Source organism: Micromonospora sp. GCM10011542, assembly GCF_042650685.1.
GTDB lineage: Bacteria > Actinomycetota > Actinomycetes > Mycobacteriales > Micromonosporaceae > Micromonospora.
Window position 1 is genome coordinate 54,238 of sequence record NZ_JBHSBO010000016.1, and the last position, 19,474, is coordinate 73,711.

Consider the following 19,474-nt stretch of genomic DNA (forward strand, 5'->3'; position numbering starts at 1 on the left):
CTGACCGCCGTGGTGAAGTGGATCGTGCTCGCGGTGGTGCTGCTCCCGCTCGTCGCCCTGGCGCTGGCCGTCCGGCCGGTGGTGGCCCGGCTGCCCCGGCTGCGCCGTGCCGCCCTGGCGTTGCAGCGGCGGGCGGTCGAGGCCGAGGCCCTGCGGGAGACCGCCGAGGCGTTGCAGGAGCGCGCCGAGGGGTTGCAGCAGCAACTCGACACCACCCAGCAGCGGCTGGCCTTGATCAAGGTCCGCCGCGGCGACTGATCGACACCCGTGCTGCCGCCGGTCCGCACCAGTTCGGCGAGGCGCGGCAAGGATCAGGGTTCGGCGGTTGACGGGACATCCCGGATTGGTCAAGACTTCACCGGCCGGGCCGGACCACCACCACCCGGCGGGTGGCAATGCGCCGATCCGCACGTACGATGGGCTGCATACCAACCCCCGGACACACAGAGCGACTGGAGCTTCCCATGGGTGCCCTCAAGCCGTGGCACATCGCCGTTCTCGTGGTTGTGCTGATCCTGCTCTTCGGCGCGAAGCGGCTTCCCGACGCTGCCCGCTCGCTGGGCCGTTCGCTGCGGATCATCAAGGCGGAGACCAAGAGCCTGCAGGACGACGACCGCGACCTGGCCGAGAAGGCCGACGCGCAGGCCGGCTACCAGCCGCTGCCGCCGTACGCCGGCCAGCAGCCGCAGCAGGCGCCGTACCAGGCCCCGCCGCAGCAGCCGGTCGCCGACCCGGTGCACCGCGTCCGCGACAACTGACCGAAGGGCCCGAGCACCGTGGCCTTCGCACTGCGTAAGCGCGGCCCGAGCACCTTCGAACGGGCCGCCGACGGCTCGATGACGCTCATCGAGCACATCCGTGAGCTGCGCAACCGCCTGTTCCGCGCCTCGTTGGCGATTGTCGGCGGGCTGATCGTCGGGTTCCTGCTCGCCGACCCGGTCTTCCTGCTGCTGAAACAGCCGTACTGCCGGCTGCCCGACACGACGAACGCGTTGGGGCAGTGCCAGGATCTGCTGGCCTTGGCGCCGACGACTGGTTTCGTGCTCAAGCTGAAGCTGGCGCTATGGCTCGGTCTGATCATCGGCGGGCCAGTCTGGCTGTACCAGCTCTGGGCCTTCATCGCGCCTGGTCTGCACCGGCACGAGCGTAAGTGGGCCTACGTGTTCGTGTCGATCGCGGCGCCGCTGTTCGCCGCCGGGGCGATGCTGGCATACGTGGTGGTCGACAAGGGTCTCGGGTTCCTGATGGAATCCGGGGTCGGTGGGCTTTCGAATCAGTTCGAGGTGAGCGCCTACATCGCGTTCATCACCAACATGATCCTGCTGTTCGGGGTGGCGTTCGAGTTCCCGCTCATCCTGCTGATGCTCAACTTCACCGGGGTCGCGAGCGCCCGGCGACTGTTGAGTTGGTGGCGGGCGGTGATCTTCATATCTTTCGCCTTCGCCGCCATCGCCACGCCAGATCCGGGCCCCTTCGGGATGACCCTGTTGGCCCTTGCGCTCTCCCTGCTCTACTTCCTCGCCGTCGGGGTCGCGTTCCTCAACGACAAGCGACGTGGGCGCGGCAAGGACATCTACGCCGGCATCGGTGACGACGAGGTGTCGCCGCTGGAGTTCGACGCCGAGCCGGTCGAGGCCGGGCAGCGCGTGGAGGCCACCGCCCCGATCGGGGCACCGGAGCCCATCGCCCGACCCGCGCCGATCGAGCGCCGCTACGACGACATGACCTGACGGCCCCGCGCCGCCCGGTCCGCCGACGCCGTCCCCGATCATCGGGGGCGGCGTCGCCCGTTCCCGGGTCGGACTGGGCGGATCTTCCCAGCGATACTCGTCCGGTGTCCGACGACCTCTCCCCGAACCGCCCCGGCCTCGCGTCCGGGCTGCGCTTCGCCACCGAGCTGATCGCGTGGGTGGCCACCCCCTGGGCCCTGTGGTCGGTGTCCGTGCCGCTGGCGGTCGCGTCGCTGCTCGTCCTGGTCGGGCTGCCGACCCTCTTCGCCACCCGCGGTGACAAGCCGTCGGTGCTGGTGGCGGTGCCCGGTCTGGTCACCATCGCGCTCGTGGTGCTGCTGTTGGTCGCCGCCATGGTGTCGGCCTGGCTGGTGTGGCCGAGCGTGGCGGCGGTGATGGTGACGGTGCTGGCGGTCGCCACGGTGGTCGCGGAGCTGCCGCGCTGGCGCTGGCTCGCCGGCCGGCGCGGCGACGGTGAGCGCTACACCGCGCCCGCCTGACCGCGCCCGCCCGGGTTCACCGTCCGCGCCGTGCCCGCGACCGATCGTGATGCACGCCACCGCAGGTGGGCGGGCCGCGACGGCCCGGTACGGTGCTCGCCGTGACCGCAGATGATCGCGGCGAACCCGGCCCCGTGGCCGTACTCGCCAACCCCACGGCCGGCCGTGGCCGCCACCGTGGTCTGCTGCCCCGGCTGCTGGAGGGACTGGCCACCTCGGGTCGGCGGGTTCAGGTCCTGACGGCGAGCAGTCCGGCCGAGGCCGAGGCGGCCTGCCACGCCGCGGTCGCCGACGGCGTCGGCGCGCTGGTCGCGGTCGGCGGGGACGGCACGGTGCACCGGGCGTTGCAGGCCGTCGCCGGCACGACCGTGCCGTTCGGGCCGGTGCCCGCCGGCACCGGCAACGACTTCGCCGTGGACACCGGCTTCCCCGCCGATCCGCTGCGGGCGGTCGAGGTGATCGCCGAGGCGCTGCGCGCCGGTCGTAGCCGGGCTGTCGACCTCGCCCGGATGAGCGGCGCCGACGGCGTCGACCGCTGGTACGGGGCGGTGCTGGCCGCCGGGTTCGACGCGATCGTCAACGAGCGGGCCAACCGGATGCGCTGGCCGCGTGGCCCGCGCCGCTACGACCTGGCCATCCTGGTCGAGCTGGCCCGGCTGCGGCCGCGCCGCTACACGCTGCGCCTGGACGGCGTGGCGCACGAGTTGGACGCGGTGCTGGTGGCGGTGGCCAACTGCCCCACCTACGGCGGCGGGATGCGGATCTGCCCGGCCGCCGACCCGACCGACGGGCTGCTCGACGTGGTCGTCGGCGGGCGGATCGACCGGCGCACCCTGATCCGGGTCAAGCCGCGCATCTACCAGGGCACCCACGTGACCCACCCGCTGGTGGCCAGCTACCGGGCCCGGACGGTGGAGCTGACCGCCGAGGGCATCACCACGTACGCCGACGGCGAGCGGGCCCTGGACCTGCCGGTGACGATCACCGCCGTGCCGGGCGCGCTGCGGCTGCTGCGCTGACCCGGACCGCCCCGATGCTGGCGACGATGACCAGGACGATGGCCAGGCACTCCAGCACGGTGAGCGCCTGCCCCAGCACCAGCCACCCGGCGAGGGCGGCGATGGCGGGGCCGAGGCTCATCAGCACCGCGAAGGTGGCGGTGGGCATTCGGCGCAACGCCAGCAGCTCCAGCGTGTAGGGCAGCCCGGAGGCGAGCACCGCCAGGGCCGCGCCCAGCGCCAGCACGCCGGGTTCGAGCAGGACGCGACCGCCGTCGAGGATGCCGGCGGGCAGGGTGAGCACGGCGGCGAGGGTCAGCGCGAGCGCCAGCCCGTCCGCGCCCGGGAACCGCCCGCCGACCCGGGCGCTGAGCACGATGTACGCGGCCCACAGGGCGCCCGCGGCGAGCGCGAGGGCCGCGCCGGTCGGGTTCAGCCGGTCGAAGCCGCCCTGCCCGAGCAGCGCCACCCCGGCCAGCGCCAGCCCGGCCCAGCACCAGCTGGCCGCACGCCGGGCGGTGAGCACCGAGAGGGTCAGCGGGCCGAGCACCTCCAGGGTCACCGCCGGGCCCAGGGGGATCCGCTCGATGGCCTGGTAGAACACCGAGTTCATGCCGGCCAGCGCGAGCCCGAACGCGCCCACCGCGACCCAGGCCGCCCGGTCGTGCCCGCGCACCCGGGGTCGGCACACCACGAGCAGCAGCACCGCCGAGATCACCAGTCGCAGGGTCACCGCGCCGGCCACCCCGGCACGCGGGAAGAGCAGGGCGGCCACGGCGGAGCCGACGTGCACGGACAGCGCCCCACCGAGCACCAGCCCCACGGCGACGCCGCCGCCTGCTCGGTCGGTCGGCGCCGCGCCGGGTGCCGGTTGGTCGGGCAGCAGGGTGTCGGTCACCCCGCTGACGCTATGCGGCGGGCCCGCTGGAAGGGAAATGCGGCCCGGCCAGGCATGGGCGGGCGCGCTGGATGCGGCGGGGGTCAGCTGGGCAGGGCGAGGTCGAGCACGGCGCCGAGGCCGTTGTCCCGGCCCGGGTCGGCGGCCGGCAGCACCAGCACGGCACAGCCGGCGGCGACCGCCCCGGCGTCGGCTGGTGTGTCGCCCACCATCAGCGTCTGCTCCGGGTCGACGCCGAGCATCCCGCAGGCGCGCAGGAAGATGCCCGGATCGGGCTTGCAGCGCCCCACCTCGTAGGAGAGCACGAACGCGTCGACCAGCTCGGTCAGCCCCCACGCCGCGAAGTGCGGCCGGATGTCGAAGCCGATGTTGCTGACCACGGCCACCCGCACCCCCGCCTCGCGCAGCGCGGCCAGCGTGGGCGCGGTGTCCGGGTACGGCACCCAGCCCTTGGCGGTCAGCACGCGCTCGTAGAGCGCGTCGGCGAACCCCTCGATGCCCGCGTCGACCGTCTCGGCCAGCCCGGTGTACGCACCCCGGTGGGCGTGCTCGTACAGGTCGCGGTCGGACCACAGCTCGGCCAGCCGCGGCGGCACCCGGGCCGGCAGCGGTCCGCCGGCCCGACCGGCGGTGAGCAGCCGGTCGGCCAGCGCGGTGGCCCGGGCCCGCTCCAGGGTGGCCCCGCAGGCCGCCGCGGCCTCCTGCACCCACTGCCGGGCCTCCTCGACCTGGGCCAGGGTGCCATGGAAGTCGAAGAGCACCGCCTTCACGGGCCGGCGGGACGCCCGCGGGGCAGCGGCGGCGTCGGCGCTGCCCGCGGTGCGGGTCTGGGGCGGTTCGGCATGGTCCGGCACGCCGTGCACCCTACCGACCGCCGCCGACGGTCCCGTCGCACGGCCTTGTCGGGTGCCGTGTCCCCGCACGCACTAATCTTGGAGGCATGTCGAGCCCCGCCGAGCGGTACGCCGCGGCGCGCCGCCGGGCCGCGCAGGCCTCACAGTTCCCGGCGCTGGACGAGTTCGCCCTTGACCTGGGATTCGATCTCGACGACTTCCAACGGGAGGCGTGCCAGTCCTTGGAGCGCGGCAGCGGCGTGCTGGTCTGCGCCCCGACCGGTGCCGGCAAGACCGTGGTCGGGGAGTTCGCCGTACACCTGGCGCTGCGCGGGCGGCCCGACCAGCCGGCGGCTGCCGACGGCGCGGCGCCGGCGCGGCGCAAGTGCTTCTACACCACGCCGATCAAGGCGCTGTCCAACCAGAAGTACCACGACCTGGTCGACCGGTACGGCGCCGAGCAGGTCGGCCTGCTCACCGGCGACAACGCGATCAACGGCGACGCGCCGGTGATCGTGATGACCACCGAGGTGCTGCGCAACATGCTCTACGCCGGCTCCAGCACTCTGGAGGGCCTGGCGTACGTGGTGATGGACGAGGTGCACTACCTCGCCGACCGCTTCCGTGGCGGTGTGTGGGAAGAGGTGATCATCCACCTGCCAGCCTCGGTCACCCTGGTCTCCCTGTCCGCGACGGTCTCCAACGCCGAAGAGTTCGCCGACTGGCTGGTCACCGTGCGCGGCGAGACGGCGGTCGTGGTCAGCGAGCACCGGCCGGTGCCACTGTGGCAGCACATGCTGGTCGGCAAGCGGATGTTCGACCTGTTCCACGACGCCGACGCGGCCCGCAAGCACGACGTGCACCCGGAGCTGCTGCGCTACACCCGCGACACCATGCGCCGGCTGGAGTTGGGCGAGGGGCGCAGCGCCGGCCCCGGTGCCGGTCGACGTGGCCCCCGCTGGCGGGGCCCGATGCGCCCGGACATCGTCGACCGGCTGGACCGCGAGGGGCTGCTGCCGGCGATCCTGTTCATCTTCAGCCGGGCCGGCTGCGCCGCCGCCGTACAGCAGTGCCTCGCCGCCGGTCTGCGGCTCACCTCGCCCGAGGAGCGCGCGGAGATCCGCCAGGTGGTCGAGTCGCGGGTCACCGCGATTCCCGGCGAGGACCTGACCGTGCTGGGCTACTGGGAGTGGCTCGACGGGTTGGAGCGCGGGCTCGCCGCCCACCACGCCGGCATGCTCCCGGTGTTCAAGGAGGTCGTCGAGGAGCTGTTCGTACGCGGCCTGGTCAAGGCGGTCTTCGCCACCGAGACGCTGGCGCTGGGCATCAACATGCCGGCCCGCTGCGTGGTGCTGGAACGGCTGGTCAAGTACAACGGCGAGGCGCACGTCGACCTGACCCCGGGGGAGTACACCCAGCTCACCGGACGGGCCGGCCGCCGGGGCATCGACGTGGAGGGGCACGCCGTGGTGGTGTGGTCCCCGGAGACCGACCCCCGGCACGTCGCCGGGCTGGCCTCCACCCGCACCTATCCGCTGCGCTCCAGCTTCCGGCCCTCGTACAACATGGCGGTGAACCTCGTCGGCACGGTCGGCGCGGAGCCGGCCCGAGCCCTGCTGGAGTCGTCGTTCGCGCAGTTCCAGGCGGACCGGTCGGTGGTCGGCCTGGCCCGGCAGGTGCAGCGCAACACCGAGACCATCGAGGCGTACGGCGCCGAGGCCGCCTGCCACCACGGCGACTTCGACGAGTACTTCGCGCTACGGGTGGCCATCGCCGACCGGGAGCGGGCCATCGCCAAGCAGGGGCAGACCCAGCGCAAGGCGGCGGCGGTGGAGTCGCTGGAGCGGCTGCGGGTGGGCGACGTGATCCGGGTGCCCTCGGGCCGGCGGGCCGGGTTGGCGGTCGTGCTGGACCCGGCGACCGGCGGGTTCGGCGAGCCGCGCCCGCTGGTGCTCACCCAGGACCGGTGGGCCGGGCGGGTCAGCCCCGGCGACTTCACCACCCCGGCCGAGGTGCTGGCCCGCATCCGGGTGCCCAAGCACTTCAACCACCGTTCGCCGGGTGCCCGCCGGGACCTCGCCGCCGAGGTCAGTGGCATGGGCCTGGACCGGCACGGCGGCCGCCGCGGTGGGCGCTCGCGGCAGGCCGTGGGCGAGGACCACTCGCTCACCCAGCTCCGCTCCGAGCTGCGCCGCCACCCGTGCCACGCCTGCCCGGAACGGGAGGAGCACGCCCGCTGGGCCGAGCGGCGCCGGCGGCTGGAACGCGACACCGAGGAACTGCGGCAGCGGGTTTCCGGCCGCACCGGCTCCCTCGCCCGCACCTTCGACCGGATCGTGGCGCTGCTGACCGAGCGGGGCTACCTCACCACCGACGGCACGGTCACCGACGCCGGGCGGATGCTCGGCCGGATCTGGACCGAGGCCGACCTGTTGGTCGCCGAGTGCCTGCGCCGGGGTGTCTGGGACGGGCTCTCCCCGGCCGAGCTGGCCGCCGCGGTGTCGGTCGTGGTCTTCGAGGCGCGCCGGGACGTGGACGAGCGGGCGTCGCTGCCCCGTGGGCCGGTGGCCGACGCGGTGGACGAGACGCTGAAGCTGTGGGGTGAGATCGAGGCCGACGAGGCGGCCCGCGGGCTGACCGTGACCCGGGAGCCGGATCTCGGCTTCGCGTGGCCGGTGTACCGCTGGGCTCGGGGTGAGGCCCTGGCCAAGGTGCTCGGCAGCGGACACGAGATCGACGGCGAGATGCCGGCCGGTGACTTCGTGCGCTGGGCCCGGCAGGTGGTCGACCTGCTCGGTCAGCTGGCCGACTCCGGCGGCGCCTCCGCCGAGCTGCGGTCCACCGCCCGGCAGGCGATCAGCGCGATCAACCGGGGCGTGCTGTCGTACCACACCACCGGCTGATCGTTCACCTCCCGGCGGCCGGCCCGCGGTCCTCGAACGCGTACGTGGTGGTCAGGGCCTCGGGTAGGTCGGGGACTAGGGCGTTGCTGCCGTCGACCACCTGGACGTAACGCCTGCCCTGGAAGATCGAGTAGCTGCCGTCGGCGACCCGATCGATCCGGAAGAGCTGGCTCTGCGCGGCGGGGTCGCACACCCGGGCGCGGACGCTGCCCGGCGCGGCGTCGTGCACGACGGTCATGCAGACCGGGCCGGCCCCGCCCGGCGTGGCCGACATGATCCGGTAGCTGTTCCCCTCGGGGTGCAGGACCCACAGCCGCCGGTCGTCGCTGGTCCGCTCGGTGGTGGCCCGCACCCGGTCGTCGTCGGGGCCGATCGCCAACGCGGCCCCGGCCGCGCCGGGCAGCACGATCAGCACCTGCCGCCGGCCGCCGAGGATCTCCCGCGGTCCCGCCGAGGGGGTGGCGGGCACGTCGATCGACGACGGAACCCCGGCCGCCGGGCCGACAACCCGCTCCGGTGTCTCGACGTGGTCCCGCGCCCGCGCCAGGGTGGTGCCGGCGGTCACCGCCAGCACGGCCAGCCCCGCGGCCGTGGCGACGGTCCGGCGCCGCCGGCGCTTGTCGCTGCGGTGGCGCAACGACTGCGCAGTGGGCAACGTCGTGACTCGCCGGACTCCGTCGGCGATGGTCCTGAGGTCGTCGCGCGGGTCAGCCATGGGAGGCCCCCTCCTGGTGCGTCTCGGCGAGCAGGGCGGCCATCGCTCTCCGACCGCGGGCGAGGTACGTCTTGACGGTCCCGACGGGCGCCTGCATCTCGGCTGCCACCTCGGCGACGCTGAGGTCGTTCAGGTGGTGCAGCACGACGGCACGGCGCTGGTTGGCGCTGAGCCGTTGCAGCGCCTGCAGCAGGGCGACATGGTCCTCGTTGAGCCCGGGCACGCTGCGGTCCACGGCGGCCCGATGGTGTGCGCGTATCCGGTTGAACGTCTTGCGCCAACTGCTCACCGCGGTTCGGGAGGCGACCCGGCGGACCCACGCCTCAGGGCTGTCCGCCTCCCGCACCGTCGGCCAGCGCTGCCAGGCCCGCATGAACGCCTCGGCGACGGCGTCCTCCGCCTCGCTCCGGTTGCCGGTCAACATGTAGACGTGACCCACGATCCGTCCGGCACAGGCGGCGTAGAGGGCGTCGAACTCCTCGTCGTACGCATCTGAGCGGAGCCCTCCGATGCCTGGTCCCGTGGTCACGGGCGAATGCAACCCGGCAGGGACACCGGGCCGCATCGGCGCGGTGCTTGATTGTGGTGAGCGTCACACCGCCAATGATCAACCCGGCGACCGGGTCAGGCGTCATCGTGCCGTCCCCGGGAGAGGCCCGTGGCGGAGAGGACGATGTGCGACGACGGCAACGACGCGCCCTGACGGCCGGAGTGCTCGCGACAGCGCTGGTCGCGGTGGGCCTGACGGCTCCTCCGGCGGACGCGCGGGACAAGCCGGCGCCGACGGCCTCCGGGCCGCGCGGCACCTTCACCCTGGTCACCGGGGACCGGGTGTCGCTGGACGCGGGCGGTCACCCGCAGATCCAGCGGGGACCGGGGCGGGCGGCCATGCGCTTCGTGAGCAGCCGGGAGGGCGGCCACCAGTACGTCGTGCCCGTGGACGCGCTGCCGTTGCTGCGCGACGGGATGCTCGATCGGCGGCTGTTCGACCTCACCGCCCTCGGCGAGTTCGGCTACGACGACCGGGCGGGAGAGCTGCCGCTGCTCGTCGCGTACCCGGAGAACAAGGCGGCGCAGGCGCGGTCCGCCACCGACGGGGCGGCCCGGGTGCGGTCCGACCTGCCCGCCGCCCACGCGCTGGCCGTGCGGGCCGGCCTGGACGACCGGGCCGAGCTCTGGTCGTCGCTGACCCGTGGCACGACGTCGCAGCGCACCCTCGCCGCCGGGATCACCCACGTCTGGCTCGACGGCAAGCGACGGATCTCCCTGGACCACAGCGTGCCGCAGATCGGCGCCCCGGCGGCCTGGCAGGCCGGCTTCGACGGCACCGGCGTCACCGTCGGTGTGCTCGACACCGGCATCGACGCCAACCACCCCGACTTCGCCGGACACCTCACCGAGGTCCGGGACTTCACCGGCGGCGACAACCCCGGGGACGACGTCGGCCACGGCACCCACGTGGCGTCGACCATCATGGGCAGCGGCGCCGCCTCCGGCGGCAGGTACCGCGGCGTGGCGCCGGGCGCGAAGCTGCTCGTCGGCAAGGTCTGCGCCACCTACGAATGCCAGGACTCGGACATCATCACCGCGATGCAGTGGGCGGCCCCGCAGGTCCGGGTTGTCAACCTGAGCGTGGGCGGCACCGACACGCCGGGTCTCGACCCGTTGGAGACGGCGGTCCAGGAGCTCAGCCACCGGTACGGCACGCTCTTCGTGGTCGCCGCCGGCAACGAGGGCAAGCCGAAGTCGGTCTCCTCGCCGGCCACCGCCGACGACGCCCTCGCCGTCGCCGCGGTCGACGCCGACGACGAGCGGGCGTACTTCTCCAGCCGGGGTCCCCGCCTCGGCGACAACCACATCAAGCCGGAGATCAGCGCGCCGGGCGTCGACATCGAGGCGGCGGCTCCCGGCGGCGGCTACGCCACCCTGTCCGGCACCTCGATGGCGACCCCGCACGTGGCCGGCTCGGCAGCGATCCTCGCCGGACAGCACCCGGACTGGTCCGGCCCGCAGCTCAAGGCGGCGCTGATGGACTCGGCCAAGCCGGCCGGCGACCCCAGTCGCTATGAGCAGGGCGCCGGCCGGCTCGACATCGGCCGCGCGGTGGCCCAGCCGGTCATCGCCGACATCGGCGCCATCGACTTCCCGGTACAGCGCTGGCCGCATGCCGACGACACCCCCACCACCCAGGTCGTCGGCTACCGCAACGTCGGCACGGCACCGGTCACCCTGACGCTGGCCGTCGGTCCGACCCCGCCCGGCATGATCACGGTCAGCCCGACCACCCTGGTGGTGCCGGCCGGTGGACGCGCCGAGGCGACGATCACCGTGGACACGCGGGTGGACGCCACCGACGGCGTGTACCACGGCGCGTTGACCGCCACCGGCACCGGCGACCTGCGGGTACGGACGCCGTTCGCGCTCAACCGGGAGATCGAGAGCTACGACATCCGGCTCGACCACACCGGGCGTGACGGCAAGCCGGCCACGGAGTACGAAACCACGGCGGCGAGCCTGAGCACCGGCGAGTTCTACAGCCTGACCGGGCAGCCGGGCGGTGGCACCCTGCGGCTGCCCAAGGACCGCTACGCGCTCTACAGCACCATCCACGAGGGCGACGCGTCGACCCTGCTCGTGCAGCCGGTCCTGGACGTACGCGGCCCGGTCACCGAGGCGGTCGACGCCCGCACGGCCCGGCCGGTCGCGCTGACCGTGCCGCAGCCCGACGCCGCGCCCCTGGCGATCAACGTGAGCGCGAACTGGAACGACGGCCTGCGCTACCCCGGCATCCAGCTCAGCGGGGTGTCGTTCACCGACGTCTTCTTCGGCCGGATCGGGCCCGCGGTCGCCGCCCCCGAGTTCACCGCGATGCTGGGCATCGGGCTCGCCCGACCCGGCCCGGATCGCAGCTTCCGGAACAGCCCCTACACCTACGACCTCGCGTACGTCGCGCAGGGCGACATGTTCACGGGTCTGACCAGGAAGCTCTCGCCGAAGAACCTGGCCACCGTCGAGGCGACCTACCGGAGCCAGTCGACCGCCGCGACCGCCGTCCGCTTCCACCGCGCGGCATCGCCCAACGGGGGCCCGATCGGGTCGAGCGCGTCGTTCGACCTGCCGTTCCATGCCACCGAGTACTACAACACCGACGGTGGAATCATCTGGACCTCCACGTTCATCGAGGGCGACAACCTCACCACGCAGGAGTCGACCTTCCAGCCGGGCCGCACGTACACCCAGACCTGGAACGCGGCGCCCTTCGGGCCCACGGTGGGCGGGGCGCCGGCCCTGGCGCCACTGGGGTACGCGGGCCGCGACGGCGACACCATCTCGATCGCTTCGCTGCCGCTGTTGGGCGATTCGACCGGCCGTCCCGCGGGCCGCGACGACCTGCCGGTCCACGTCCGGCTGTTGCGCGACGGCACGGAGATCGCCACCTCGGACAGCCCGTGGGCGGAATTCCCGGTGCCCGCTGAGAAGGCCGACTACCGCCTGGAGGCGACTCTCACCCGCGGCGCTCCGGACACCCTGTCCACGTCGGTCTCGGTGGCCTGGACCTTCAGCTCGGCGCACACGTCGACCCCGCAACGGCTGCCCCTGACGACCGCCCGGCCGATGCCCGCGCTCGACGACACCAACACGGCCCCGGCGGGCCGGACGATGACCATCCCCGTGGCGCTGGACCGGCAGGCGGGCTCGGACGCCGCGCCGGGGCGGACGCTCGGCGTCTCCGCGTCGTTCGACGACGGCCGGACGTGGGCGGCGTTGCCGGTCGTCCGGGGCGTCGCCCGCATCACCCACCCGCGGCAGCCCGGCTTCGTGTCGCTGCGACTGACCGCCACCGACACTGCCGGCAACACGGTGACGCAGACGATCCAGCGGGCCTACCGGATCGCCTGAACCACGGCCGGGTCCGGGGCGGCGGCACGCGCCGCCCCGGACCACGGGGGCCGCTTGTCGTCCGGTTGCTGGCCCGGTGCCGGGTTCACCGACCGTGACGGTCGTTGCACCGGCCCAACGACCAAGATGTGATCTAGGTACGGGTCGTCGAATCAGGTACCGTCGCCTGTCACACCGTCTTGCACCAACCTGGCTGCCCGCACACGGGGAGCCGAACCGGAGGGACACAGCCGTGAGGTTCCACAGCGCAGCCCGCAAGGCCGGCCTCGTCGTGGCGATCGCCGCCCTGTCGTTGAGCGCGGGATGCGCCAAGAAGGATGACAGCGAGGTCCAGGCGAGCGGGGTCAAGCTGGTCCAGGCGGGCAAGCTGACCGTCTGCACCCACCTGCCGTACGCGCCGTTCCAGTCGAAGGATGACAGCGGCAAGGTGGTCGGGTTCGACGTCGACGTGATGGACCTGGTCGCCAAGGAGCTGGGCGTCGAGCAGACGATCGTCGACACGCCGTTCGAGGGGATCAAGTCCGGCCAGGACCTGAACACCGGCAAGTGCGACGCGGCGGCCGCCGGCATGACGATCACCGAGGAGCGGCAGAAGGTGATGAACTTCTCCGATCCGTACTTCGACGCGACCCAGGCGATGTTGATCAAGACCGGCAAGCCGTACAAGTCGCTCGACGACCTCAAGGGCAAGAAGCTCGGCGTCCAGGCGGCGACCACGGGCCGCGACTACGCCCGGAAGTTCGAGAAGGAGAAGGGCCTCCAGCTCGTCGAGTTCGAGGATCTCGCCGCCCTGCAGCAGGCCGTCTCCAACGGCCAGGTGGAGGCCGCCATCAACGACCTGCCGGTCTGGACCGAGTACCTCAAGGAGAACCCGGGCGGCTTCGTGGTCGCGGCCGAGTTCGACACCGGTGAGCAGTACGGGTTCTCGGTGAAGAAGGACGGCAACCCGGAACTGCTCAAGAAGATCAACGAGGCGCTGGCCAAGGCCAAGCAGGACGGCACGTACGACAAGATCTACGAGAAGTGGATCGGCAAGCTGCCGAACGCCTGATCGACATCGTGACCGGAGGGCGCGCTCCTCGCGCGCCCTCCGCGTAGGCATACTCGCGTAGCAAGGAGCGTCTCGAACCGTGAAGCTGCGACGTCGCCAGCGAGAGCGGCTGTCCCTCTGGCTCCAGTACCTGGCCTTCATCGCCATCATCGCCGTGGTGATCTTCGCCGCGGACTGGGACAGGTTGAGAGAGGCCTTCTTCCGGGTCGACATCATCAAGTCGATGTTCCCGACGATCATCACCGTGGCGCTGCGCAACACGATCCTCTACACGTTGGGCGCGTTCGCCTTCGGCCTCGTGTTCGGCACCATCCTCGCGCTGATGCGGCTGTCCCGGGTGGCTCCGTACCGTTGGGTGGCGACGGCGTACATCGAGCTGTTCCGGGGCCTGCCGGCGCTGCTGGTGCTCTTCCTCGTCGGGTACGGCATTCCCATCGCCTTCCCGGAGCGGGAGATCCCGGGCGGCGTGTTCGGTTCGATCGCGATCGGTCTCGGTTTGACCGCCGCGGCGTACATGGCCGAGACCATCCGGGCCGGCATCCAGGCCGTGCCGAAGGGGCAGATGGAGGCGGCGCGCACCCTCGGCATGTCGCACTTCACCGCGATGCGCACCATCGTCATCCCGCAGGCGTTCCGGATCGTGATCCCGCCGCTGACGAACGAACTCATCCTGCTCACCAAGGACTCGTCGCTCGCCTACGTGCTGGGCGTGACGGCGCAGACCATCGAGGTCACCAAGTTCGGCCGGGACACGCTGAACGACCGGGTGAACGCCACCCCGCTGCTGGTGGCCGGCCTCGCCTACCTGGCGATCACCCTGCCCCTGTCCCAGGTGGTACGACGCCTCGAACTCCGCTACGCCAAGGCTCGGTGACCCACATGACGACGATTCCATCCCGCCCCGCCGTCGAGATCCGCGACCTGCACAAGTCGTTCGGGTCGCTCGAAGTGCTCAAGGGCATCGACTTCGAGGTCGGCCAGGGTGAGGTGGTCTGTGTGATCGGGCCCTCCGGGTCCGGCAAGTCGACTCTGCTGCGGTGCGTCAACCTGCTGGAGGAGCCGACCGCCGGCAAGATCTGGGTGGACGGCATCGAGATGACCGACCCGGACGTCGAGATCGACTCCGTGCGCCGCGGCATCGGCATGGTGTTCCAGTCGTTCAACCTCTTCCCGCACCTGACCGTGCTGGACAACCTCACCATCGCCCAGCGTCGGGTGCTCCGCCGCGGCCGTGGCGAGGCCGAGCGGATCGCGCGGGACAACCTGGAGCGGGTCGGCCTGACCGACAAGGCCGGGGCGTTCCCGGCGCAGCTCTCCGGCGGGCAGCAGCAGCGGGCGGCGATCGCCCGGTCGCTGTCGATGGAGCCCAAGCTGATGCTCTTCGACGAGCCGACCTCCGCCCTCGATCCGGAACTGGTCGGCGACGTGCTCACTGTCATGCGCAAGCTGGCCGAGGACGGCATGACGATGATGGTGGTCACCCACGAGATGGCGTTCGCCCGGGACGTCGCCGACCGGGTCGTCTTCATGGACGGCGGCGTGGTGGTCGAGCAGGGGCCGCCGCAGGAGGTGCTCGGTGCGCCGCAGCACGAACGGACCCGCTCGTTCCTCTCGCGGGTCCTCGACCCGACCCATGTCGCGCAGCTCGGTCAGCCCGACCAGTCTCCCGAGCCGCCGGAGCCGCCTCGCCTGCCGGTCGACGAGCGCCACAACCTGTGACCGCCTCCCGCGGCCACAGCGCGAGGTGGCGCGGGGGCGGTTTCAGCGCAGCGCGGTGACGGTCGAGTCGGCCCGTCCGCCGTCGATCGTGAGGGTGGCTACGAGCCCTGGATGGTCCGTCGCCCCGCGCAGGTCCACCGGCCTGCTGCAACAGATCGTGACGTCGGTTGTCGCGATGATGTGTTGCAGCGCGCCGTCGTCATCGCGCAGGTAGCCCGGCGGCACGCAGGACTGGACGTCGGGGGCGCCGCCGTGCCGGAGGTTGAGGTCGCCGATCAGCACGGTCGGCGCGTACCCGGTGCTCCTGCGGATCGCCGGTACGACCGTGTCGAGCAGGTGACCGCATTGGGCGAGCGCGACGGTGGCGCTGGTGGCCGCCAGGTGGGTGGTGCAGGCGTGCAGCGCCCCGGGGACGTGGACGCAGAGCCAGGCTCGTTCCTCGGGGTCGGTGACGTCCTGCGTCGGGTGGATCCCGCTTCGCACCGTGTGCCCCGCGTGCGGCGCCGGAAGGCGGGCCAGTAACCCGATGCCGTACGGCTGGCCGTCGCGACACCGGGTGACATCGCCGGTGGGGCGGTCACCGGCGGCCGCGAAGGCGGACACGACGGCGCCGCCGCGGTGGACGACCGCGAACGCGGGCTCCAACGCGGCCACGTCGTCCTGGCAGATCTCGTTGAGGGTGACCAGGTCGGGCACCTCGGCGCTGATCAGGACGGCGGCCTCGGTGACCGATCGGCCCGTGTAGCAGCCCGCGCGGCCGCTGTTGCAGAGGTTGAGCTGGAGCGCCCGCACGGTCGTGGGGCCGGTGGCGTCGGCCACCGACGACCCGGCCGGCAACCCGGCGGCGGCGACCAGACACACGACCGCCAGCACTCGGCGCAGACGTCGATACGGACGATCAGCCACGCGGACTCCGGGTGGGGGAGGCGATGGTCTTCGCCGGGGGTGCCCGCGAGTCTACTGCCGGCCACGTGTCGAGGGGCCACGCTCACTACCGCCCACGGGCCACCCGGAGGCCAGTTTCCCGGACCTGCGCCGCCAGGACGTCCGGTCGCGTCATCATGGCCGTTAGTCGCCGCGGAATCGGTCGGAGTGCCGGCGTGGGGAACGGGGGAGCGGACGTGCAGGACGTCGGTGTCGCACCGGTTGTCACTGGCGCCGAGTCGATGGGCCTGGCCGACATGGTGTGGGAGAACGCCCGTCAGGATCCCGAGGCCGTGCAGTTCGTGCGCCCGCATCCGGTTCCCCGGTCCTGGCCGGCGCGGCGGCCGGCACGCGGCGGGTCCGTGCCGGTGACCTGTCAGCGGTTCCGCGACGACGTGCTCATCCTCGCCCGTGGCTTCATCGCCGCCGGGATCAGGCACGGCGACCGGGTCGGGCTGATGAGTCGCACCCGCTACGAGTGGACCCTCGTCGACTATGCGCTGTGGTCGATCGGCGCGGTGACCGTCCCGATCTACGACACCTCCAGCTCCGAGCAGGTGGGCTGGATACTGGCGGACTCCGGCGCGGTGGGGTGCGTGGTCGAGACGGTCGCCCACGGCACGAAGCTCGCCGGCGTGCGCCAGCAGTTGCCGGCGTTGCGCCAGACCTGGGGGATCGACGGCGGGGACCTCATCGCGCTGGCCGGGCAGGGCCGCGCCATCGACGAAGCGTACGTCGAAGCCCGCCGTGCGGCGGTGTCGGGCGGAGACGTGGCGACGATCGTCTACACCAGTGGCACGACGGGACGGCCGAAGGGCTGCGTGCTGACGCACCGCAACATCTACTGCGACATCAGCAACGCCACCGCCGTGCTGCCGGAGCTGTTCCATTCGGGTGCGTCGACGGTGTTGTTCCTGCCCCTGGCGCACGCGTTCGCCCGCCTGGTCCAGGTCGGCATGGTGCAGACCCGCGCGACGATGGTGCACAGCGCCGACATCGCCGGTGTGCTCGATCAACTGCGGAGGTTCCGTCCGACGTTCATCCTCGCGGTGCCGCGGGTGTTCGAGAAGGTGTACGACCGGGCGGGGCGGACGGCCGCCGACGCGCACCGGGGGCGGCTGTTCGGTGCGGCGGATCAGGTGGCGGTGCGGTACAGCCGGGCGCTGGACGGGCCCGGCGGTCCGGGAGTGGTGCTCCGGCTGGCCCGTCTGGTGTTCGACGCACTGGCGTACCGGAAGCTGCGGGCCGCGCTCGGCGGGCGCTGCCGGCTCGCCATCGTCGGGGGCGCGCCGCTGGGCGAGCGGGTGGCGCACTTCTTCCGCGGCGCCGGCATCACCGTGCTGGAGGGGTACGGGCTCACCGAGACCTCGCCCGCGGTGACGTTGAACGTTCCGTCGGCGATGCGGATCGGTACCGTCGGCCGACCGCTACCGGGGGTGGACATCCGTATCGCCGACGACGGGGAGGTCCTGGTGCGCGGCGAGGTGGTCTTCTCCGGCTACTGGAACAACCCCGACGCCACCGGCAAGGCGTTCACTGACGACGGCTGGCTGCGCACCGGCGACCTCGGCAGCCTCGACGACGACGGCTACCTGCGCATCACCGGACGCCGGAAGGAGATCATCGTCACCGCGGCCGGGACCAACCTGGCTCCGGTGCCGATCGAGGAGAAGGTGCGGGAACATCCGCTCGTCAGCCAGTGCATGCTCGTGGGGGACGACCGTCCCTACGTCGCCGCGCTGGTCACCATCGACCCGCAGGCGTGGCAGAGTTGGCGCGCCGACCACGGGCACCCGGGCGCGACGGTGGCGGACCTGCGCGACGACGCGAAGCTGCGCGAGGAGATCCAGGCCGCGGTCGATCGCGCCAACCGCACGGTGTCCAAGGCCGAACAGGTCAAGACCTTCCGCGTCCTGCCCCGGGACCTCACCGAAGCCGACGGTGAGCTCACCCCGACCCTCAAGATCAAACGTGAGGTGGTGCGGGCGCGCTACGCCGCCGACATCGACGAGCTCTACCGTGGCCACTGACGACCTCACGCGTGGTTGCCGGTGCTGATCGGGAGGTCCTCTCCCGTGGAGTGCCGTCAGGCGTCGGCGCGGGCCGCGAGGGCGTCCACCAGGCGACGGACGGAGCCGGCCAGGTTCCACGTGCCGGCGAGTTCGAGCAGCCGGTCCGGGTCGGCGGGTGCGGTGGGCAACGCGGTGGGCAGCTCGGGCAACGGCACGTCCAGCGCGACCCGGACCACCGTCGGCGCCACGGCCAGGTAGTCGCGGGCGGCGACCAGCTTGGTGCGCAGGCCCGGTGCGAAGGACGAGTCGGAGTCGTCGAGGGCGGCCAGGATGCCGGCGATGCTGCCGTAGCGCTCGATCAGCCGGGCGGCGGTCTTCTCGCCGACGCCCGGCACCCCGGGCAGCCCGTCGCTGGGGTCGCCGCGCAGCGCCGCGAAGTCGGCGTACCGGTCGGCCGGGACGCCGTAGCGGGTGCGCACGGCGGTGTCGTCGCAGTCGTCGAGCTTGGCCACGCCACGCCCGATGTAGAGCAACCGGACCTTCCGCGCGTCGTCGACGAGCTGGAACAGGTCCCGGTCGCCGGAGACCACCTCGACGGGCCCGGGCTGGGTCACCGACAGCGTGCCGAGCACGTCGTCGGCCTCGTAGCCGGTCGCGCCGACGGCGGTGATGCCGATCGCCGCCAGCACCTCCAGGATCACCGGCACCTGGGGGGAGAGGGTGTCCGGCACGACCTCACCGCCCTGCGGGGCCACCCGGTGCGCCTTGTAGGACGGCAGCAGCTCCACCCGCCACGCCGGGCGCCAGTCGTAGTCGAGCGCGCAGACCATCCGGTCGGCGCCGCGCCCGCGGATCAGGGTGGCGAGCATGTCGAGGAAGCCGCGCACCGCGTTGACCGGGGTGCCGTCCTCGGCCCGGGCGGCGGATTCCGGGATGCCGAAGTAGGCCCGGAAGTAGAGGCTGGGTGCGTCGATCAGCAGGATCGGGGATCGGGTTGCCACGCCCGACAGCCTGGCACAGCCCTCCGACGATCGGGGGTACGCCCGGCCGCCGCCGGCGTCAGCGCGGCTCGTCGTGCCGGTAGACGGTCTCCCGCCGGGCCACGTACTGCACGACGTAGCTGGCCACCAGCAGCACGATCGCGACCAGCGCCTCGACCCAGGCCGCGACGCCGTCGGCCACGGTAAGGCCGATGAGCAGCAGGACCAGGCCGGCGAGCGCGAGGACCCCGGCCCACAGCTGCCGGCGGCGGCGCGTCGCCGCCCGGTTCGCCTCGTTCGTCGCCACGTCG

At 72.7% G+C, this 19,474-nt stretch carries 18 protein-coding genes; 11 read left to right on the plus strand and 7 right to left on the minus strand.

Translation table 11 applies throughout. The features are described 5' to 3' along the window. The first annotated feature begins 9 nt into the window (after nt 1-9). The 5 genes from ACFOW4_RS05150 (at nt 10) to ACFOW4_RS05170 (ending at nt 3,249) form a co-directional block, all read left to right on the plus strand. Nucleotides 10-258, plus strand: coding sequence for a hypothetical protein (locus ACFOW4_RS05150; RefSeq protein WP_377524984.1), 249 nt, complete (start codon nt 10-12; stop codon nt 256-258). Between the two features lie 206 nt (nt 259-464). Beyond that, complete coding sequence (gene tatA / locus ACFOW4_RS05155) at nt 465-758, plus strand: Sec-independent protein translocase subunit TatA (RefSeq protein WP_377524986.1); 294 nt, start codon at nt 465-467, stop codon at nt 756-758. 18 nt (nt 759-776) lie between these two features. Further along, nucleotides 777-1,730: a twin-arginine translocase subunit TatC gene (gene tatC / locus ACFOW4_RS05160; RefSeq protein WP_377524987.1), complete on the plus strand. Its 954-nt coding sequence runs from the start codon at nt 777-779 to the stop codon at nt 1,728-1,730. 104 nt (nt 1,731-1,834) lie between these two features. Continuing rightward, on the plus strand, nt 1,835-2,230 hold the full coding sequence (locus ACFOW4_RS05165) for a hypothetical protein (protein ID WP_377524989.1): 396 nt from the start codon (nt 1,835-1,837) through the stop codon (nt 2,228-2,230). Nucleotides 2,231-2,331: 101 nt separating this feature from the next. Beyond that, entirely contained in the window at nt 2,332-3,249 is a 918-nt protein-coding gene (locus ACFOW4_RS05170; protein WP_377524990.1) for a diacylglycerol kinase family protein, read from the plus strand. On the opposite strand, the gene ACFOW4_RS05175 is transcribed toward ACFOW4_RS05170, so the two are convergent. Both ACFOW4_RS05175 and ACFOW4_RS05180 read right to left on the minus strand, forming a co-directional pair. Then, nucleotides 3,212-4,126 (minus strand): DMT family transporter, encoded by a 915-nt coding sequence (locus ACFOW4_RS05175; protein ID WP_377524992.1) that lies wholly within the window; start codon nt 4,124-4,126, stop codon nt 3,212-3,214. The genes ACFOW4_RS05170 and ACFOW4_RS05175 overlap by 38 nt on opposite strands. A gap of 83 nt (nt 4,127-4,209) precedes the next feature. Further along, entirely contained in the window at nt 4,210-4,980 is a 771-nt protein-coding gene (locus ACFOW4_RS05180) for an HAD family hydrolase (RefSeq protein ID WP_377524993.1), read from the minus strand. 86 nt (nt 4,981-5,066) lie between these two features. On the opposite strand from ACFOW4_RS05180, the gene ACFOW4_RS05185 reads away from it, so the two are divergent. Next, nucleotides 5,067-7,862: a DEAD/DEAH box helicase gene (locus tag ACFOW4_RS05185; protein WP_377524995.1), complete on the plus strand. Its 2,796-nt coding sequence runs from the start codon at nt 5,067-5,069 to the stop codon at nt 7,860-7,862. Between the two features lie 4 nt (nt 7,863-7,866). Here the strand turns inward: ACFOW4_RS05185 and ACFOW4_RS05190 are convergent, their stop codons facing one another. Beyond that, the gene (locus ACFOW4_RS05190; RefSeq protein ID WP_377524996.1) at nt 7,867-8,577 is read right to left on the minus strand and encodes an RICIN domain-containing protein; all 711 of its coding nucleotides are present in this window, start codon (nt 8,575-8,577) and stop codon (nt 7,867-7,869) included. Next, entirely contained in the window at nt 8,570-9,106 is a 537-nt protein-coding gene (locus ACFOW4_RS05195) for a SigE family RNA polymerase sigma factor (protein ID WP_377524999.1), read from the minus strand. Before ACFOW4_RS05195 ends, ACFOW4_RS05190 begins: the two co-directional genes overlap by 8 nt. Before the next feature lie 182 nt (nt 9,107-9,288). Here ACFOW4_RS05195 and ACFOW4_RS05200 point away from each other — a divergent pair, with 182 nt between their 5' ends. From ACFOW4_RS05200 to ACFOW4_RS05215, 4 genes are all read left to right on the plus strand, one after another. After that, on the plus strand, nt 9,289-12,477 hold the full coding sequence (locus ACFOW4_RS05200; RefSeq protein WP_377525000.1) for a S8 family serine peptidase: 3,189 nt from the start codon (nt 9,289-9,291) through the stop codon (nt 12,475-12,477). Nucleotides 12,478-12,709: 232 nt separating this feature from the next. Further along, nucleotides 12,710-13,528 carry a basic amino acid ABC transporter substrate-binding protein gene (locus tag ACFOW4_RS05205; RefSeq protein ID WP_377525002.1) on the plus strand — a complete coding sequence of 273 codons (819 nt, stop codon included), beginning with the start codon at nt 12,710-12,712 and terminating at the stop codon, nt 13,526-13,528. Nucleotides 13,529-13,607: 79 nt separating this feature from the next. Continuing rightward, nucleotides 13,608-14,402 (plus strand): amino acid ABC transporter permease, encoded by a 795-nt coding sequence (locus ACFOW4_RS05210; RefSeq protein WP_377525004.1) that lies wholly within the window; start codon nt 13,608-13,610, stop codon nt 14,400-14,402. A 5-nt stretch (nt 14,403-14,407) separates the two neighbouring features. Continuing rightward, on the plus strand, nt 14,408-15,247 hold the full coding sequence (locus ACFOW4_RS05215) for an amino acid ABC transporter ATP-binding protein (RefSeq protein WP_377525006.1): 840 nt from the start codon (nt 14,408-14,410) through the stop codon (nt 15,245-15,247). 42 nt (nt 15,248-15,289) lie between these two features. Here ACFOW4_RS05215 and ACFOW4_RS05220 read toward each other — a convergent pair whose 3' ends face one another. After that, on the minus strand, nt 15,290-16,153 hold the full coding sequence (locus ACFOW4_RS05220; RefSeq protein ID WP_377525008.1) for an endonuclease/exonuclease/phosphatase family protein: 864 nt from the start codon (nt 16,151-16,153) through the stop codon (nt 15,290-15,292). A gap of 155 nt (nt 16,154-16,308) precedes the next feature. On the opposite strand from ACFOW4_RS05220, the gene ACFOW4_RS05225 reads away from it, so the two are divergent. Then, nucleotides 16,309-18,201 (plus strand): AMP-dependent synthetase/ligase, encoded by a 1,893-nt coding sequence (locus ACFOW4_RS05225; protein ID WP_377525009.1) that lies wholly within the window; start codon nt 16,309-16,311, stop codon nt 18,199-18,201. Between the two features lie 56 nt (nt 18,202-18,257). Here ACFOW4_RS05225 and ACFOW4_RS05230 read toward each other — a convergent pair whose 3' ends face one another. Continuing rightward, nucleotides 18,258-19,184, minus strand: coding sequence for a 5'-3' exonuclease H3TH domain-containing protein (locus tag ACFOW4_RS05230; protein ID WP_377525011.1), 927 nt, complete (start codon nt 19,182-19,184; stop codon nt 18,258-18,260). A 58-nt stretch (nt 19,185-19,242) separates the two neighbouring features. Next, the gene (locus ACFOW4_RS05235; RefSeq protein ID WP_377525012.1) at nt 19,243-19,470 is read right to left on the minus strand and encodes a hypothetical protein; all 228 of its coding nucleotides are present in this window, start codon (nt 19,468-19,470) and stop codon (nt 19,243-19,245) included. Between the last annotated feature and the right edge of the window lie 4 nt (nt 19,471-19,474).

Excerpts from the sequence above, each read along its gene's own strand:
- tatA (WP_377524986.1), top strand. The coding sequence starts at position 465 with ATGGGTGCCCTCAAGCCGTGGCACATCGCCGTTCTCGTGGTTGTGCTG.
- ACFOW4_RS05185 (WP_377524995.1), top strand. The coding sequence starts at position 5,067 with ATGTCGAGCCCCGCCGAGCGGTACGCCGCGGCGCGCCGCCGGGCCGCG.
- ACFOW4_RS05190 (WP_377524996.1), bottom strand. The coding sequence starts at position 8,577 with ATGGCTGACCCGCGCGACGACCTCAGGACCATCGCCGACGGAGTCCGG.
- ACFOW4_RS05215 (WP_377525006.1), top strand. The coding sequence starts at position 14,408 with ATGACGACGATTCCATCCCGCCCCGCCGTCGAGATCCGCGACCTGCAC.
- ACFOW4_RS05225 (WP_377525009.1), top strand. The coding sequence starts at position 16,309 with ATGGCCGTTAGTCGCCGCGGAATCGGTCGGAGTGCCGGCGTGGGGAAC.